Below are 18,059 nucleotides of genomic sequence, written 5' to 3'. Positions count from 1 at the left end.
TAACCTATTGAATAGCCCCTATAGTTTTGTAGGGGTAAGGAATAAAAATGATTAAAAAATTTATAACAACAATAGGTTTGATTACATTATTGTTGGTAAGCATAAATACACAAGCAGAGACTAAAATTACGTATTTCCATAATGATTTGTTAGGGTCTCCTGTATCTGCTAGTGATGAAAATGGTGAGCTGTTATGGCGACAAAACTATCAACCTTATGGTAGTGAAATAGAAGTAAAAGCACCGAATAGTCAAAATGATATTAACTATACAGGCCATCAAAGGGACGATGAAAGTGATTTAGTTTATATGCAGGCACGATACTATGATCCAGTTATCGGTCGTTTTTACTCGAATGATCCGGTTGGTTATACGTCTGCAAACCCAGTCATGTCCTTTAACCGTTATTTGTACGTTAATAACAATCCATATAAATATACTGATCCTGATGGTGAGTTTTTGAATTTTGCTATCGGTGGTATTGTGGGCGCTGCTGTAGAGGCGTTTAGTCAAATCGCCACGGAAGGTAGTGTAACAAACTGGACGAAAGTTGGAGCAATGGGAGTGGCGGGAACTGTTTCAGGTGGTTTAAGTATTGCTACCAAAGGGTTATCTTACGGTCAAAAAGCTTTAGCTGTTGGAGCTAATACAACAATAGATGCAACCTCTCAAGCTACTGCTAGTTTGATTTCTGATGGATTAGCTGGAAATACGGAAGGCTCTTTTGCGAATGCTGGTGAAACTGCTTTAAATGCTGCTGCTGGACCGGGAAAAGCAACCGTTTCTGCGACTAAAGGAAAGCTCGGTGTCATCAGTAAAATAGCAGGTGTGAAAACTCCTACAGTTAACACTGGAATGAAAGCATTAGACAAAACCATAACAGAGACTGGTAAAGGATTGGTTAAAACTGCTGAGGGTGTGGCAGCGAGCAAAATCAATTATGAACTCAAGGAAAATAATTAGTGAAAAAAACTACAGCTAATGCTGCTTTTCTTAAAGGGCTTAGGTATATGTTCTGGTTCGCCCTTGCGGTGTTGTCAGCTTTATTTATTTTTAGTGTGAGCATTAGTGCTGACGAGAAATTGAAACTTACAAATGTCTTACTCGGATATATTGGAGTCGTAATAACTTCTTTAGTAATTGCTTTTTTAGTCGCTTATACGGGGGTCAAAAAAGGTATTGAAGAAGGGGAATCTTCTGACACTGATATTTTTAGAAAAAATGGGAAGTTAAATTTGAATTTTTTTAAACGAGAGTAATGCTTTTCTATTTTGAATCCAAAGCCTCGCACTAGCGGGGCTTTGTTTTGTCTGGGTTGACTGCCTTGGGGGTTTGTTTTCAAGGGAGGGCTAATCTGACTTAACCGATTTGAATCCAATGCAACCATCTCAAAATGATATCGTTTGTTTTTCTGCTTAATTCCGTACCAAACTTTTTCCAAGCATTAAATTAACTAGGACACCCATCGTTAATTGATAAAAGTTAAGCCCTTTACTAAGTGAATATAAATTAACTAGGACACCCATCGTTAATTGATAAAAGTTAAGCCCTTTACTATGGTTAGTGAATAAACCAAGTAAGGGGCTTTTTTATTATGACTACGGCGAGAAAGCAGCAAATCAGTTTATCAGACACGCCTTATTATCATTGTATTTCTCGCTGTGTACGGCGCGCTTTTTTATGTGGCAAAGATAAGGTAACGGGTAAAAGCTTTGAGCATCGTCGGGCATGGGTTGAAGAGAAATTATTTGCCTTAAGTGAAGTGTTTTCTATTGATGTATGTGCTTATGCGATTATGAGTAATCATACTCATGTGGTGTTTCGTGTAGATGAAGAGGCTGCAAACAGTTGGAGTACTCAAGAGGTGTTAACGCGCTGGCATACGCTATTTAAAGGCACGTTAATTAGCCAGCAATATTGTAAAGACGGCTCGGTACCAGGCTACTTACAATCAACCTTAGAAAGTACAGTTGAAGAGTATCGACGTAGATTAATAAGTATTAGCTGGTTTATGCGCTTGTTAAATGAAGGTATTGCCAGACAAGCCAATAAAGAAGACAACTGCACAGGCAGGTTTTGGGAAGGGCGTTTCAAATCACAAGCTTTATTAGATGAAGCCGCCCTTGCCGCGTGTATGGCATATGTAGATTTAAACCCTGTTCGAGCTAATATAGCAAAAACGCCAGAGACTTCAGCGTTTACTAGTGTAAAGCTGCGCGTATCTCAAGCGAAAGTAGGTAAGCAACCTAAGGCTCTCCTCCCATTTGTTGGTAATCCACGTAAGGCTATGCTTAAAGGTTTACCGTTTGAGCTTAAAGATTATCTTGCATTAATTGAACTAACAGGTCGCAGTATGAGAGAAGATAAGGCAGGGCACATTGAACAGAGCCAACCTGCTTTATTGCATCGACTGAATATAAGCCCAGAAAATTGGCTCTCGTTAAGTAAAGATTTTACCCGTTTATTTAATGGTGCTGTTGGCAGTGGTGACGTATTAACTCCGTATTACCAACATCAAGGAATAAGGCGGCGTCACAATGTGTCTCGTTGCGATAAGTATTTGGCTTAGTCAGGGAGCCTCTATGTCGACTAAAACTCAGAACTAAATGGGGTCAGGTACACTTAATTTATCCAACCTTCGATTGCATTAGATAATAAAGCAAATATATCACTAGCTGTAAAACTAAGCGTGAACAATTTATCCATTAAAGATCAAGGAAAATTAGATGGTGCTAAAGTGATCAATAATAAGAGTGTAGTTATTGATAAAACAGTAGAAATGATTAAAAAAACAATTCCTATAATGAGGTGATTATGAAGAAGGTGTTATTTTTACTATTGAGTTCTTTATGTCTTACAGTGGTAAGTAAAATAGCCTGTTAAATAATACTGAAGTCATTATTTAACAGGCTTCTCTATTTCAAATAACGCCTCATTAATCACTTCAGCAACATTTTCAAGTTTATCACTGACAATCGCTTGCGCATCAAATACACCACGGTTATAAAAATAGCCACCTACCTCCTTGGCGAAAAAATCTAATAAAAACTCCGCATCAAATTGGCCAATGTCTTGGGCAAGTTCATCGTTAAAGTAATTTTGTATTTTTAGTACTAATTGCTCTTTTTCTTGCTGGTTAAATTGTATTTCAGACATGTTAGGTGAAGTAGGTTCATATCGAGTAAACATTGTAAGTGAGATAATACAGAAATAATAACGCGATTAAAATAATGGATAAGGCAAGTCGTTAGGTTTTTCTCTAAATTAAGGGCGTTAAAAAAGATACGTTTGCATAACCGTTTTTATCCCAGTATGCTACGCGGCCTTTTTCTTTTGCATGGTAATAATATGATAGGTTTTGATTACGGTACCTCTAATTGTGCTGTAGGGGTAATGGCAGATAACCAACCTGAGTTAATAAAGCTTTCTGAAAATAGCCATTATTTACCGTCAACACTTTATGCGCCAAGTCGTGAAGTTATTGTAAATTGGCTTTACCAACAATTGCCCCCTGAAAAGCAGCAAAGCTTTAAGAAGCTACGCATGATGCCGTTACAAAAAGGGCAGAGCGTTGCACGTGAACTTGCTTTAGATGGTATTTCTACCGAGCTTGCCTTTGGACAATCTGCTTTGGTTGCATACTTAGCTGAGCCTGATGAGGGCTATTATATTAAATCGCCAAAATCTTTCTTAGGTGCAAGTGGCTTAATGCCGATGCAAATTAATTTATTTGAAGATATTGTTGCCGCCATGATGAGCAATATTAAAACCATTACAGAAGAGAAGCTTAACCGCGAAGTAACGCAAACGGTTATAGGCAGACCTATTAATTTTCAAGGGTTAAAAGGTGAAGACAGTAACCAACAAGCGATAAATGTTTTGACTAATGCAGCAAAACGCGTTGGTTTTACTGATATTGAATTTCAGTATGAACCCGTTGCTGCTGGTTTTGAGTTTGAAAGCACGCTAGATAAAGAAACTAAAGTCTTAGTGGTAGATATTGGTGGCGGTACTACCGATTGCTCAATGCTGTTGATGGGGCCTGAGTTTTCAGCACTGACTGATAGAAAAGATCATTTACTTGGTCATAGTGGTGTGCGCATCGGTGGAAACGATTTTGATATTCAATTAGCGCTAAAAGGCTTAATGCCCTCATTTGGTTTAGACAGCTCATTGAAAACCAATAAGCCTGTACCTAGCTACAGTTATTGGCAGGCGATGGCAATAAATAACATTAATGATCAAACTGAGTTTTATAGCCAAAGTAATAGACGTTACCTTGAACAATTAAAACGTGATGCCAAGCAACCAGAACTCATTGAAAGGTTATTACGTTTACAAGCTGAAAAATTAAGCTATCGCATAGTGAATGGTGCCGAGCAAGGAAAGATTGCTTTAACTGATGTTGAAAGTACCCCAATAAATTTACATGATATTAGCCCGCAGTTATCGGTGAACATTTCAAGGGAGTTAATGGCCCAAGCTTCACACCAAGAACTAAGAACCATTGCGCAAATTATGCAGCAAGCAATTGATGAAGCGCAGTGTCAACCTGATGTGATTTTTGTTACTGGCGGTACGGCAAAATCGCCTGTCATTAATCAATTTTTAGCACAACAAATGCCAAACATACCTGTTGTTATTGGTGATCATTTTGGTAGTGTTACGGCAGGTTTAACGCGTTGGGCAAATCGTATATATCGCTAATTTACTCAGTAGTCATAAAAGCAAATTAAAGATTAATAGATATAAAATTATTCCATTTAGTTAGTAAATGTTTTGAAAATGTAAGCGAGTGTCTCAACGACTATCTTCTTATATTTTCTTTATATAGAATGCGCAGCAACTACTTAGTAATTAAGTAAAAAATCAACCTAAAAGGATATTAAATAATGAAATTATCTCTCGTTGCTGCTGCAATTGTCTTATTACCTATTGCTTTTTCAAGTCAAGCGACTGAAACAAAAAGTTTTCAATCGTTTTCTTCTGTTAATTACTCCAACAGTGATTATAACTATGGTGATGCTTTTAATGTAGGCATTGCATCACAATACTTTTTTGATGAAAGAATAACCAAAGGGCCGTTAAATGAATTTGATTATATTAATACGTTAAGTAATATCTCAGTTGACTATCAATACACGTCTGCAGAGCATTCCCGTAAGATGAGCCTACCCTATAATAATCAATCGGTTGAAATGTTTTTAGTCCAATTTGAAAATGAAATAGAGTCTAATAATGTAAATATCAGTGCAGATTGGTTTGTAGGTGATTTTTTATTAGGTGGCACTTATAGTTACTCTGATTATGATGGCACATGGAAAACCGCTTTACTTGAAGGAGATGCCCCTAACAATTGGGATGAAGATTATTCTAAAATGAGCGATAGCGATAGCGCATACTCATTAAGTTTAGGCTATTTAATTTCAGATAACTTTCTTGTTAAGTCAACGTATCATCAAACAGCTGAACTGTTTACCTTTATGGCCAGCTATGACTTAACGTTAAATGACACTGACTATATTGGTTTTAGCTATGAAACGGATGAAAATTTTGATGTGCATGCGCTTTCAAGTAAATATTTTATGTTGCTTGCGAATGACAGCTATTTAACGGTTAGTGCAGCATATACTGTTGATAATATGGATGATGATTATTTTGATGAGGATAATTATTGGTCGGTTGGTTCAAGCTACTATTTTAATCAATATACGTCTATCTCAGCGAACTATGATGAAAACGAAAATTATAGTCTCGCGGCAACGCATTTCTTCAATGACAACTACTCATTAAGTGCTGGTTATACAAGTACTAACGATAGCGATGATGATTTTAAAAGCTATGGTATATCGTTTTCTGCTCAGTTTTAATACCTTCAATGCTATTATGTAAATAATTAATAGGGCGTGTTGACCTTTGTTGATATTTTTTATTAAACAAAGGTCAATACGCCCTAGTCTAGTGGTAAAAATTAAGCCAACGGTATGTAAATGTCGTTGGCTTTTGTATATGCTGAACATTGAAAATCGTAAATCTAGTCTCGATGAGTTATCAGTAAAAGTAGAACTTTTCCTGTTTTGTATCAAGCCTAAATAATCACTAATCAGTTAAGCTGATTGCAGTATGGCTTTAGGTATAAATATATGACATTGCAACCACCTCAATATTCAATTCGCCAATGGTTAGCTTTTGGCTGGCGTAGTTTTCTTGCTTCAAAAACCATCAGTATTCTCTTTAGTAGTCTTTTTTGTTTAATAGGTGGCATATTATATTGGCTATTGCTTAATGTTGATGCAGCATTAGTGATTATTCCTTTTATTTCTGGCTTTTTTTTAGTTGCGCCTTTATTGATTATTGGTTTTCAACAAGCTGCGGCTTTAATACAACAAGAGAAGAAACCACGCTTTTCTGATTTAATAAAAATCAAAGGTGAAAATAATCAAGGCATTTGGTTTTTGGTCTTTATTCTTTGTCTTTGTTACTTTATTTGGATAACCGATGCTTTGGTGATTTATGGCTTGTATTTTGGCGTTGAACCCATCCCGTTGAATGAGAGTTTTTTCACTGACCCAGAATTAAGAGATTCTATTATCTCATATCTTTTCCATAGTGGTTTAGTGGGCATAGTGATGGCTATTATCGGCTTTTCATTAGGCGTTTTTGCCATTCCGTTAATTATTCATCAGCAAATAGGCTTTGTGAATGCGGTCACTGTGGGGGTTAAAAAAGTTTTTTCTCATAAATGGTTAATGCTTAAGTGGGCGGCTACTTTGGTCTCAATTATGGCGTTTACCTTGATTATTGCGCTGCCATTATTAGTGGTTGTGCTACCTATATTAGGGTATGCAAGTTATGCGGTTTACGCGCAGATGATTGAAGAGCTGGATATTACAAAATCCGTTTAGCTATGTGCAGTTAAATCACTAAATATAATCAATAGGTAGTGCGGTGGTGTATTTAATTTCTTCCATGGCAAAGCTTGAGCTGATATCGGCAAAGTCTGTTTTCGTGATTAGTTTTTTGTAAAAGCTGTCATAGGCTTTCATGTCTGGCACCACAACACGCAGTAAATAATCTACTGCGCCACTCATGCGATAAAATTCAACAATTTCAGGGAATTCATCGGCAATTTCAGCAAAAGTGGCTAGCCATGTTGGGTTGTGCTGATTGGTTTTAACCATAACAAAAATAGTTAAGCCAACATTGAGTTTTTCAGGATCAGCCAAGGCTACTCTTGCTTTAATGACACCTGATTTTTCCATTGCTTGAATTCTGCGCCAACACGGTGTGGTTGAAAGGCCAACCTGCTGGGCAATTTCACTGGTTGAAAGCGTACTGTCTTTTTGCAATATGCTTAGTATATGTTTATCAAATGAATCCATAATGACAGTAGCTCTAAATGAGTAATAAATATATTCTACATAATAACGAATAAAAGAAATAGCATTCTAATTTACGAGCTAATTTTTCAATAGTAAGCATTTATTTATCGAATACTTGTAACCACATTTAGCTAGTTTTTATTGTTCAGACTTTCATATACGGATTGGTATTATGCTATTTATCCTTCTATATTTCCTGATAAACTAATTTATATTTTTTACGTAGTTCACTCCCTAGTTTAAGGTGTTAATTACAAGTAGTTAATTGGTTATTATTAATGAATAAATTTATGCAATGGTGGCAAACTGATTGCCAGTTTTGCCGAAAAACGAGAATGATATTGTTGTGGTTAGCCTTAATGCTAATCGCAGATTTTTTTTGGTTTCATTTAATTTTTTAATGGGAGTAAATCGTGACAAAATCTCATGGCTTGAAGTGGACAGATTCTCTAGAAATAGCGCTTGATTTAATAGATCAGCATGAAGAAGTCGATCCCTATAAATTACACTTTACTGAACTGCGGCAATGGGTACTTAACTTAGAACGGTTTGATGACGATCCTGCTCATTGCGGCGAAAGAGTGTTAGAGGCCATTCAATTAGCTTGGATAGATGAAATGGATTAGAGGTGATTGAGTTAAATAATTATCTAAATAGTTAGGATAAATTATCGGTATTGAACTGGTAAGACTATGCTATAACTTTTAGATCTATTATACTCACGCGCTATAGATTCAATCTATTTTCATTATTCATCAAAATTATTCATTCAATAGATAAGTAGCAGCCACATGACACAAACAAAGCGTCCTCTATATATTCCACATGCCGGTCCCGCCCTTCTTGAAACTCCGTTACTCAATAAAGGGAGTGCTTTTAGTGACGAAGAGCGCATTAGCTTTAATTTAACGGGTCTTTTACCACCACGCTTTGAAACCATTGATGAGCAGGCTGATCGTGCTTATCGTCAATACAGTTCATTTCATACCAATATTAATAAGCATATTTATTTACGTGCTATTCACGATAACAATGAAACCTTGTTTTTTAAATTAGTACAAGATCACTTAGCAGAAATGCTACCTATTATATATACCCCTACGGTGGGCGATGCTTGTGAACAATTTTCAGATATTTATCGTAGCTCCCGTGGTTTGTTTATTTCTTATCAAGACAGATACAACATTGACGACATTTTACGTAATGCGACAAAGAATAAAGTTAAGGTTATTGTTGTTACCGATGGCGAACGTGTTTTAGGGCTTGGTGACCAAGGTATTGGCGGTATGGGGATACCCATTGGTAAGTTATCGTTATACACCGCATGTGGTGGTATTAGCCCTGCGTACACATTACCTGTGATGCTTGATGTAGGAACAAATAATCAAAAACTGCTTGATGATCCTATGTATATGGGAGCGCGTCATAAACGTATTGATCAAGATTCTTACGATGAATTCTTAGAATTATTTGTTAGCGCTGTTAAACGTCGCTGGCCACATATCATGTTGCAATTTGAAGATTTTGCACAGCCCAATGCAATGCCTCTATTAGAACGTTATCGAAATAAAATTTGCTGTTTCAATGATGATATTCAAGGAACCGCGTCGGTTACCGTCGGTACTTTATTAGCGGCTTGTCGTCGTAAAGGCGTTAAGCTATCGCAATTAAAAGTTGCGTTTGTTGGTGCTGGATCTGCTGGGTGTGGTATTGCAGAACAAATTATTTCTCAAATGATCAGTGAAGGGATCTCGCCATTACAAGCGCGTAGCCAAGTATTTATGGTTGATAGACATGGCTTACTGACACAAGGTATGAAAGGCTTACGTGATTTCCAAGAAAAACTAGTGCAAGTACCTATCGCCCTTGAAAATTGGGATATTGAAGGTGAATATGCCTCGCTTGTTGAAGTAATGCACGGCGCAAAACCCGATGTACTTATTGGGGTGTCAGGGCAAGCGGGCTTGTTTACTGAGGAAGTGATTACTGCAATGCATTCTCATTGCCCTGTACCGATTATTTTTCCATTAAGTAATCCATCACGCCAAGTAGAAGCAACCCCTAGCCAAGTTATTCATTGGACTAAAGGTAAAGCGGTTGTCGCTACTGGTAGCCCATTTGAGCCAGTTGTTTATCAAGGTAATTCATACCCTATTGCACAATGTAATAACAGCTATATATTCCCAGGTATCGGTTTAGGCGTAATTTCAGCCAATATAAACCGAATTACCGATGAAATGTTAATGGTGGCCAGTGAAACATTAGCGAAAGCATCACCTGTAGCAAATAATGAAGGTGAAGAGTTATTACCGCCGTTAACAGGTATAGGGCAATTAAGTAAAGATATCGCTTTTGCTATTGCGAAAGTATCCTTTGAACAAGAGTTAGCATTAGCACTTTCAGACGAAGAACTTTTAGAAAAAATAGAACGTAATTATTGGACTCCAGAGTATCGCCAATATCGTCGTACGAGTATTTAGTTTACATTTTATTTAGGGGTTGCTATGAATAAAAAAGCGTTAGCTATTGATGAACAGGCTATTTTAAGTCAAGCAGACTTAGATGACCTATTACGCATTAATGAATTTATTGAATCTCATGACGAGCACTCTTTGGTTGAAGAATTAAAATGCGCGATATTAGATTCAGGAAAACTAGAATTAACCCAATGGCAAAGTCTCAGACAACAGCTAAAAGAAATAGAAGCGCTGATTCCGCACATTGATCTTATTATTCAGTTAAAGCGAGAAAAACCCTAAATAACTGAATTCAAGCTGCTGTTTGCTGCTATTTTGCTATCGCTACACAAGTAAAAGTCTATTATGATTTTTTGACTAAAAAGTATCATTAGGCTTTTACTTTTTTTTCGTCTATAATCGCGCCCAAAATTTATACCGTATTTTAAACCATATTTTAAAATACGAATTTTATTCACTTATTTTGAGAAAAGAGGGCTTATCATGGCTATCGAACGTACTTTTTCTATCGTAAAACCTGATGCAGTAGCTAAAAATGTTATTGGTCAAATCTACAACCGTTTTGAAACTGCTGGTTTAAAAATTGTTGCTTCTAAAATGGTTCACTTAAGCAAAGAAAAAGCTGAAGGGTTCTATGCTGAGCACAGCGAACGTCCTTTCTTTGGTGCTTTAGTTGAGTTCATGACTTCTGGCCCAGTGATGGTTCAAGTGTTAGAAGGCGAAAACGCTGTTCTTAAAAACCGTGAAATCATGGGTGCTACTAACCCAGCTGAAGCATTAGCGGGTACTTTACGTGCTGACTACGCTGATTCAATCGACGAAAATGCATGTCACGGTTCTGATGCTTTAGAATCAGCTGCTCGTGAAATTGCATATTTCTTTGCCGACGAAGAGATTTGTCCACGTACTCGTTAATTAGCATTTAAACTTCACATTTAGACTTACTTTTTCGTCGAGAATGCTCACCTACACTTGTAGGCTCTGCGTTAACTTTTCAAATTAAGTTTAATTGTATTGTTTAAACACTAATTAATTACAGAAGTTAATTCTGTATAAAGGATTTTACTGACTTGTTGGTAAAATCCTTTTTGTATTTTTTAGCCTCGCTTATAAAGCGAGGCTATAATTGCAGCTTTTGTATGAAAAGCGTACAATCTGCACCTTTGCAAAATGCTTTCTATTGCGTTAAGCCTTTTGTTTAGTTCCTGTTACAGTCAAGTTGTTGAGATATCATTGTATGAGTAAAGTTAACTTATTAAATTTCGATCATAAAAGTATGCGTGAGTACTTTGATTCTATTGGTGAAAAACCTTTTAGAGCAGATCAGTTAATGAAGTGGATTTACCACTTTGGCTACAGTGACTTTGAGCAAATGACTAACTTGAACAAAAAGTTAAGAGAGAAATTACAACGCAACTGTGAAATTGTTGCACCAGAAATTTCCGAAAAACAAGTCTCAACAGACGGTACGATAAAGTACGCCTTAAAATTAGAAGGTGGTCAGGAAGTCGAAACCGTATGGATCCCTGAAAATGATCGCGCCACCTTGTGTGTTTCTTCTCAAGTAGGTTGTGCCTTAGAATGTACTTTTTGTGCAACAGCACAACAGGGTTTTAATCGTAACTTATCAATGGCTGAAATTATTGGCCAAGTGTGGCGTGTCGCTAATGATATTGGCGCTACTCGCATTGCTGGCAAACGACCTATTACCAATATTGTCATGATGGGAATGGGTGAGCCTCTGCTTAACATGAAAAACCTTATCCCTGCCCTTGATACGATGTTAAATGACTTAGGTTATGGCTTATCAAAGCGCCGTGTTACGGTAAGTACTTCGGGTGTTGTACCTGCATTAGATATGCTTAAAGAAAAAATTGATTGTGCATTAGCTATTTCAGTGCATGCGCCAAATAATCAATTACGTAATGAGTTAGTGCCACTTAATAAAAAGTATCCTCTAGAAGAGTTCCTTGAAGCTGCAGGTCGCTACATCGATGGTTCAAAAGCGAATAAACAAGCGACAATTGAATACGTTATGCTAGATCACGTTAATGATAGTACTGAGCAAGCACATGAACTAGCTCATGCATTGAAAGATTTACCGAGTAAAATCAATTTAATACCTTTTAATCCTTACCCTGGCTCACCGTACAAGCGCTCAAGTAACTCTCGTATCGATCGATTTGATAAAGTATTACAAAGCTATGGTCTTACCGTGATAACCAGAAGAACTCGTGGCGATGATATTGATGCTGCTTGTGGGCAATTAGCGGGCGATGTGCTTGATAGAACCAAAAGGACTGCTGCTATTAGTGAAGCAAATGCATTGAAAAATCAAACTAATGCTGACAGTATCGCCATAAAAACGTTATAGTGTTTAGCTTTAGTAAAAAATAAATACAAGAGGCGTTCAGCGCATTGGAAATTATGGATAAAATTAACGCAAAATCATTTTTTTCGAAACTAGCTATTGCGGGCTCAGTGTTTTTATTGTCTGCTTGTATAACGCAAAATTATGAAAATGATTCGCCTGTTGTAGAAAACCAAGCTAACTTAGATGAAATGGCCGCTACCCGTATTTCGTTAGGTCTTGGGTACTTGAAAATGGGTAATATGGCCCAAGCAAAGTTGAACCTTGAGAAAGCACGTAAATTTTCACCTGAATTAGTACAAGTTTATACTGCTTTTGCACATTATTATGAAGTGGTTGGCGAGAATAAGTTAACCGAAGAGTCCTACCAAAAAGCGTTGTCGATAAAAAGTGATGATGCAGACACATTAAATAATTACGGGGTTTTTCTTTGTCGTCAAAAGCAAGTCGATAAAGCGGAAAAACAGTTTTTAAAAGCAATTGCGGTGCCTAGCTATATTTTAGTTGCTAAGAGTTATGAAAATTTGGCTTCATGTTATTTGCAAGTCGATAACTTTGACAAGGCAGAGCATTATTTAGAAAAGTCTATTGATCACAGTCCAAATAATTCAAGCACACTATTTCAAATGGTACGATTACAATACGCTAAAGGTGATTATAATTTAGCGAAGCAATATCAACAAAAATTTGAAAGATATACCCGTCGGTTTACACCAGAATCTTTAGCATTATCTTACAAACTGCACATGAAATTAAGGCAAAGTCGCGTCGCTAAAAACTATGCCACTATGCTTGCTAATATGTACCCTCAGTCTTGGGAAGGGCAGCAATATTTACTTAATGAATTAGAGTTGATTGAAGCTGATAATTTGGCTAAACGTTATCAAATTACGCAACGTAAAAAGCAAAATTTCACTCAGCCAAGTGGTTCAAATAAGCGCGTGGTGAAATTATCTCCAGGTAAAGGTAAAAAGTTACCTTCAAGAGAAATCATTACTAAAAAATATCCAGAGCAAAATACATCGTTGGATGTGGGTAAGGCATCAGCGACTACCGTAAACACAACAGCGGCTAAGTCAAGTAATACACCGGCAATTGCAGCGGTTGTCGTTGCAAGTAACATCGAATCATCGACAAACCAAAGTAGCACGAGTGAGGCTCAAGCGAATGAGGCTCAAGCGAAAGAAACTAATGCAAGCGATGAAAAGTTAACTCAGCCAATAGAACAAAGTAATACCACATCAATTACATCAGAGCCGAATAAAACTGATGAAAATGATATGGCTATAGTAACTACTGCTTCAACAGACGAAATCGTTAACGTAAACACAGATAATATACCCGCAGAAAGTATATCAACAGAAAATACGGCTCTGTCATCGATAAATGACTCTGAAGTACTACCAGTAAGTACGAATGAACCGGCTGAGAAAGTGGCTGTATCGAAACTTGAGCCAACAACAGAAACATCGCCAGATTCAGTTAGTTCATTGGTTGTACAGCAAAGTGCCGTTGAACCCATAGAGTTAGTTGAGCAAGAAGTGACTGCAGCGAGCAAAACCGAGTTAAGTGACGATAGTGGCATAGAGCCAACCTCAACAGCACCTATCCCTGCAAAACGCGATGCGCCATTACCTGAGGCAAAAGTTACTGTCATCAATAATGAAACATCAAATGACGTAGTGACTAACACTGAAGTTAATTCGGCAGAACGTAAATCTGATGATTCAGTAAATAGCACGATTACCGATGAAGAACTGGCTAGAAAAGAAGCTGCGATGGCGCAGTTGTTGTCAGGTGACACTTTAGTTATTGATTCAACTACAGAGAATAGTGCTGATAATAAAAGCGAAGTGATTACTAGTGAAGCTGCGTTGGTTACTGAATTAGATAGCAAAGTTGACGTGTTGAAAAGCGATACCTTAACCGAACAAGTCAAAGAGCAAGCGAGCAATGAAACTTCTACTGCGGTAGCAGCAGAAGTTAAAAAGGAAGATTCGTTAATAGATTCAGAAACTGAAGTAGTCGTTGAAGAAACAACAAATAACCTTGTTGATGAAAACGAACAATCGAAGTTACCTACGACGCATAAAGTCAGTAAGGGAGAAACCCTTTTTGCAATATCGGTGAAATATAACGTTAAAATTAAAGCGTTACGTGAATGGAATAACATTTCGTCGAATAATAGAGTGCGAATTGGCGAAAAACTATATGTTGTTGACCCTAATACAGTGACAGAAGTAAATGAATAAGAAAAAACAATCTGAGCTAGAAGTAGCAGAACTTAGTGAAGATATGGAAATGATTGGCCCAGGTGCCATGCTCCGCGATGCGCGAGTTAAACTGAAAAAGAGCCAAGAAGATATCGCTTTACGGTTGAATTTTAAAATCTCTTTAGTGCAAGATATTGAAGCAGATAATTTAGATAAATCATTACCGGCTACCTATAACCGAGGCTATTTAGCAAGTTACGCCAAAATTGTTGGGGTAGATAAAGAAGATGTTTTAGCAAGCTACGATGCATTGGGAGCAGCGCATATTCAGCGCAGTGAAATGCAAAGTTTTTCTAAAGCAACTGCAAAGCAGGCTGAGCATAGTCGGTTAATGTGGATCAGCTATTTTATTGTAGCTGTACTTATTGGTTTAACCGTCATGTGGTGGGTGCAAGAGAGCCGTGATAAGGCCAAGGTATTACCTGAAGCAGCAGCGCCCAGTGAAATTACGAAAGTCTCTGAAGAAAATGTTGACTCTACATCAGTCGTTGTTCCCCCTGAAGTCTCTCCACGAGGGACAACGGTTAAGCCAGCAGAAAGCGATGCAACAATAGCTGAAGATGTCTTAGCAGAACAAAGCATTCTCGAACCAAATGATGAGCAGGTAGTTAGTCTAGAAGGGCAAACTATTCAAACGTCTGATAAAGACGCTAATATTGCTTCAAAGAATACAATGACCGAAACTAATACCCTCGATATTATCACTGAAAGCACTGCAATCTTTACCTTTGCGGGCGACTGTTGGGTAAATATTTACGATGCGACAGGCGAAAGGGTTGCTTGGGGGGTTAAAAAAGCAGGTTATGTGATGACAGTTTCAGGGCAAGCACCGTTAAAAGTAACTTTAGGTAAGCCTGAATTGGCCGCTATTGAGTTTAATGGTGAAGTTATTGATATGTCGACGTTTAATGTAGGTAATATTGCAAAGTTTACCTTACCTTTATCTCCTTAACGTAAACGGTCTATTTGTGCTTTCTTAAATGGCACGAACAACGTGATTAAATTTTAAAAGTAAAAAACTATGTTTAAAGAATCTCCAATTATTCGCAGAGTATCTCGCCAAATTATGGTGGGTAATGTCCCTGTAGGTGGTAATGCACCCATTTCAGTGCAATCAATGACTAATACTCCTACGACTGATGTAGCGGCTACTGTGGCACAAATTAAGGCACTAGAAGCCGTAGGTGCAGATATTGTTCGTGTTAGCGTGCCCACAATGGATGCGGCAGAAGCCTTTAAAGAAATTAAACAACAAGTGAATGCTCCACTAGTTGCTGACATTCACTTTGATTATCGTATCGCATTAAAAGTGGCAGAATACGGTGTTGATTGCTTGCGAATTAACCCCGGTAATATTGGTCGTGAAGATCGTGTTAGAGCAGTTGTTGATTGTGCTAGAGATAAAAATATTCCGATTCGTATTGGCGTAAACGGTGGCTCTTTAGAAAAAGATATTCAAGAACGATATACCGAGCCGACCCCTGAAGCTTTGCTTGAATCAGCCATGCGACATGTGGATATTCTCGATAGGCTTGATTTTCAAGAGTTTAAAGTAAGCGTTAAAGCCTCTGATGTCTTTCTTGCGGTTGAGTCTTATAAACTGCTGGCGAAACAAATTGATAACCCACTGCACCTTGGTATTACTGAAGCAGGTGGTTTACGAAGTGGTGCGGTAAAATCGTCAGTTGGTTTAGGTATGTTACTTTCACAAGGCATCGGTGATACGTTACGTGTGTCTTTATCTGCTGATCCTATTGAGGAAGTAAAAGTCGGTTTTGATATTTTAAAGTCTTTAAAACTACGCAGTCGGGGAATTAATTTAATTTCATGCCCGAGTTGTTCTCGTCAAGAATTTGATGTGGTTGCCACCGTCAATGCATTAGAGCAGCGTATTGAAGATATTATGACGCCAATGGATGTGTCGATTATTGGTTGTATCGTTAATGGTCCTGGTGAAGCGATGGTTTCAGATTTAGGTTTAACGGGGAGTAGTAAAAAAAGTGGCTTCTATCTTGATGGCATTCGCCAAAAAGAGCGCTTTGATAATAATAATTTAGTCGACCAGTTAGAGCAACGCATTCGCAATAAAGCGCAAATGCTTGATGAGCAGAATAAAATAAACATTAAACAAGTTGATGAGTAAGTCATTAGCCCAACTGATTTGGGTATTAATAAGTTATTGCGTATAATGCGCGACATTAATAAACAGCAACATAGTTTAAGCGTGTGATGAATCGTTAAATCGCACCAAGACAGCAAGAGAGAAGTAAGTGTCTAAAAGTAAAGCATTACAAGCAATTAGAGGTATGAATGATTGCTTACCTAGTGAAACAAATATTTGGCAAATGGTTGAATCTGTTTTACGTAGAGTCGCCAGTAATTACGGTTTTGCTGAAATTCGTATGCCAATCGTTGAGTCGACATCACTTTTTAAGCGATCTATTGGTGAAGTAACCGACATTGTTGAAAAAGAAATGTACACCTTTGATGATAGAAACGGCGACAGTTTAACATTGCGTCCTGAAGGCACCGCAAGTTGCGTGCGTGCAGGTAATCAGCATGGTTTATTATACAACCAAGAACAACGTCTTTGGTATATGGGGCCAATGTTTCGTCATGAAAGACCACAAAAAGGTCGCTATCGTCAATTTCACCAATTTGGCTTAGAAGCCTTTGGTATTGCGACTCCTGATATTGATGCCGAAATTATTTTACTTACTGCACGATTATGGCGGGAACTTGGCATCAATGAATTTGTCACACTAGAGTTGAATTCTTTAGGTTCAAATGAAGAGCGAGCAAACTATCGTGATGCTTTAGTCGCTTTTTTAACCACCAAAGAGTCGCTATTAGATGAAGATTCAAAGCGTCGTATGCATACTAATCCGTTACGTGTATTAGACAGTAAAAACCCGCAAGTGCAAGAAGCCCTTGTTGGTGCACCAAAACTGTCTGACTATTTCGGTGAAGAAACACAAGCACATTTTGAAAGCTTATGTAAGCGCCTAGATGCCGCTGGCGTAAAGTATGTTCTAAATGAGCGTCTAGTTCGTGGCTTAGACTATTACAACAGAACAGTTTTTGAATGGGTTACTTCAAGCCTTGGGGCTCAAGGTACTATTTGTGCTGGTGGTCGTTACGACGGCTTAGTTGAGCAACTAGGTGGTAAAGCAACACCTGCATTTGGTTTTGCCCTCGGTATTGAACGTTTAGTGTTAATGTTGACTAGTCTTGAAAAAGTGAATAATGTGCGTCCTCAGGTTGATGCATATATTGTTATTTTAGGTGAAGCAGCAGAAATAAAAGCCAATGCACTAGCAGAGCAATGGCGCGATTTAGTGCCAGAGAGTCGAATACAGTGTCACTGTGGTGGTGGCAATATGAAGAAACAATTAAAACGAGCTGATAAATCAGGTGCTCAAGTAGCTTTGATTTTAGGTGAGAATGAAATAGCAGACCAACAAGTGATGGTTAAATACTTGCGTGGTCAACAAGAACAGCAAAACTTGGCATTTGATCAAATTCCAAGTTTGTTAGCAGCGTTAATTTAAGGGTAT

The 18,059-nt window shown here is 37.7% G+C and carries 17 protein-coding genes; 15 read left to right on the top strand and 2 right to left on the bottom strand.

The annotated features are described in order from the left end of the window. Positions 1 to 47: 47 nt before the first annotated feature. From D1094_RS01895 to D1094_RS01885, 3 genes are all read left to right on the top strand, one after another. Entirely contained in the window at positions 48 to 962 is a 915-nt protein-coding gene (locus D1094_RS01895) for an RHS repeat-associated core domain-containing protein (RefSeq protein WP_118958371.1), read from the top strand. Beyond that, positions 962 to 1,258 carry a hypothetical protein gene (locus tag D1094_RS01890; protein WP_017444010.1) on the top strand — a complete coding sequence of 99 codons (297 nt, stop codon included), beginning with the start codon at positions 962 to 964 and terminating at the stop codon, positions 1,256 to 1,258. Before D1094_RS01895 ends, D1094_RS01890 begins: the two co-directional genes overlap by 1 nt. A 335-nt stretch (positions 1,259 to 1,593) precedes the next feature. Next, a complete protein-coding gene (locus D1094_RS01885; protein WP_118958370.1) occupies positions 1,594 to 2,568 on the top strand; it encodes a transposase in 975 nt (324 codons plus the stop codon). Positions 2,569 to 2,897: 329 nt separating this feature from the next. Here D1094_RS01885 and D1094_RS01880 read toward each other — a convergent pair whose 3' ends face one another. Continuing rightward, positions 2,898 to 3,155, bottom strand: a complete 258-nt coding sequence (locus D1094_RS01880; protein WP_118958692.1) for a DUF2164 domain-containing protein — start codon at positions 3,153 to 3,155, stop codon at positions 2,898 to 2,900. A gap of 192 nt (positions 3,156 to 3,347) precedes the next feature. Between D1094_RS01880 and yegD the strand changes: the two genes are divergently transcribed. From yegD to D1094_RS01865, 3 genes are all read left to right on the top strand, one after another. Next, entirely contained in the window at positions 3,348 to 4,706 is a 1,359-nt protein-coding gene (gene yegD, locus D1094_RS01875; protein ID WP_118958369.1) for a molecular chaperone, read from the top strand. 185 nt (positions 4,707 to 4,891) lie between these two features. Further along, the gene (locus D1094_RS01870; RefSeq protein ID WP_118958368.1) at positions 4,892 to 5,869 is read left to right on the top strand and encodes a putative porin; all 978 of its coding nucleotides are present in this window, start codon (positions 4,892 to 4,894) and stop codon (positions 5,867 to 5,869) included. Between the two features lie 273 nt (positions 5,870 to 6,142). After that, positions 6,143 to 6,904: a DUF2189 domain-containing protein gene (locus D1094_RS01865; protein ID WP_118958367.1), complete on the top strand. Its 762-nt coding sequence runs from the start codon at positions 6,143 to 6,145 to the stop codon at positions 6,902 to 6,904. An 18-nt stretch (positions 6,905 to 6,922) separates the two neighbouring features. Here the strand turns inward: D1094_RS01865 and D1094_RS01860 are convergent, their stop codons facing one another. After that, complete coding sequence (locus D1094_RS01860; RefSeq protein WP_118958366.1) at positions 6,923 to 7,381, bottom strand: Lrp/AsnC family transcriptional regulator; 459 nt, start codon at positions 7,379 to 7,381, stop codon at positions 6,923 to 6,925. A gap of 431 nt (positions 7,382 to 7,812) precedes the next feature. On the opposite strand from D1094_RS01860, the gene iscX reads away from it, so the two are divergent. The 9 genes from iscX to hisS all read left to right on the top strand — a co-directional run bounded on the left by iscX (position 7,813) and on the right by hisS (position 18,053). Next, a complete protein-coding gene (iscX, locus tag D1094_RS01855) occupies positions 7,813 to 8,007 on the top strand; it encodes a Fe-S cluster assembly protein IscX (RefSeq protein WP_118958691.1) in 195 nt (64 codons plus the stop codon). A gap of 165 nt (positions 8,008 to 8,172) precedes the next feature. Then, positions 8,173 to 9,861 carry an NAD-dependent malic enzyme gene (locus D1094_RS01850; protein WP_118958365.1) on the top strand — a complete coding sequence of 563 codons (1,689 nt, stop codon included), beginning with the start codon at positions 8,173 to 8,175 and terminating at the stop codon, positions 9,859 to 9,861. Between the two features lie 24 nt (positions 9,862 to 9,885). Beyond that, a complete protein-coding gene (locus D1094_RS01845) occupies positions 9,886 to 10,140 on the top strand; it encodes a hypothetical protein (protein WP_118958364.1) in 255 nt (84 codons plus the stop codon). 201 nt (positions 10,141 to 10,341) lie between these two features. Continuing rightward, positions 10,342 to 10,773 carry a nucleoside-diphosphate kinase gene (gene ndk / locus D1094_RS01840; protein WP_118958363.1) on the top strand — a complete coding sequence of 144 codons (432 nt, stop codon included), beginning with the start codon at positions 10,342 to 10,344 and terminating at the stop codon, positions 10,771 to 10,773. A 322-nt stretch (positions 10,774 to 11,095) separates the two neighbouring features. After that, complete coding sequence (locus D1094_RS01835; protein WP_118958362.1) at positions 11,096 to 12,232, top strand: bifunctional tRNA (adenosine(37)-C2)-methyltransferase TrmG/ribosomal RNA large subunit methyltransferase RlmN; 1,137 nt, start codon at positions 11,096 to 11,098, stop codon at positions 12,230 to 12,232. A 53-nt stretch (positions 12,233 to 12,285) separates the two neighbouring features. Further along, the gene (pilW, locus tag D1094_RS01830) at positions 12,286 to 14,481 is read left to right on the top strand and encodes a type IV pilus biogenesis/stability protein PilW (RefSeq protein ID WP_118958361.1); all 2,196 of its coding nucleotides are present in this window, start codon (positions 12,286 to 12,288) and stop codon (positions 14,479 to 14,481) included. Then, positions 14,474 to 15,454 carry a RodZ domain-containing protein gene (locus D1094_RS01825; RefSeq protein ID WP_118958360.1) on the top strand — a complete coding sequence of 327 codons (981 nt, stop codon included), beginning with the start codon at positions 14,474 to 14,476 and terminating at the stop codon, positions 15,452 to 15,454. The genes pilW and D1094_RS01825 overlap by 8 nt, the downstream gene beginning before the upstream one ends. A 69-nt stretch (positions 15,455 to 15,523) precedes the next feature. Beyond that, positions 15,524 to 16,645 carry a flavodoxin-dependent (E)-4-hydroxy-3-methylbut-2-enyl-diphosphate synthase gene (ispG, locus tag D1094_RS01820; protein ID WP_118958359.1) on the top strand — a complete coding sequence of 374 codons (1,122 nt, stop codon included), beginning with the start codon at positions 15,524 to 15,526 and terminating at the stop codon, positions 16,643 to 16,645. 127 nt (positions 16,646 to 16,772) lie between these two features. Then, entirely contained in the window at positions 16,773 to 18,053 is a 1,281-nt protein-coding gene (gene hisS, locus D1094_RS01815) for a histidine--tRNA ligase (protein ID WP_118958358.1), read from the top strand. Positions 18,054 to 18,059: the final 6 nt, after the last annotated feature.

The organism is Colwellia sp. RSH04 (assembly GCF_003545765.1).
Lineage (GTDB): Bacteria > Pseudomonadota > Gammaproteobacteria > Enterobacterales > Alteromonadaceae > Colwellia.
This window is presented reverse-complemented; position numbering and strand designations above follow the sequence as displayed.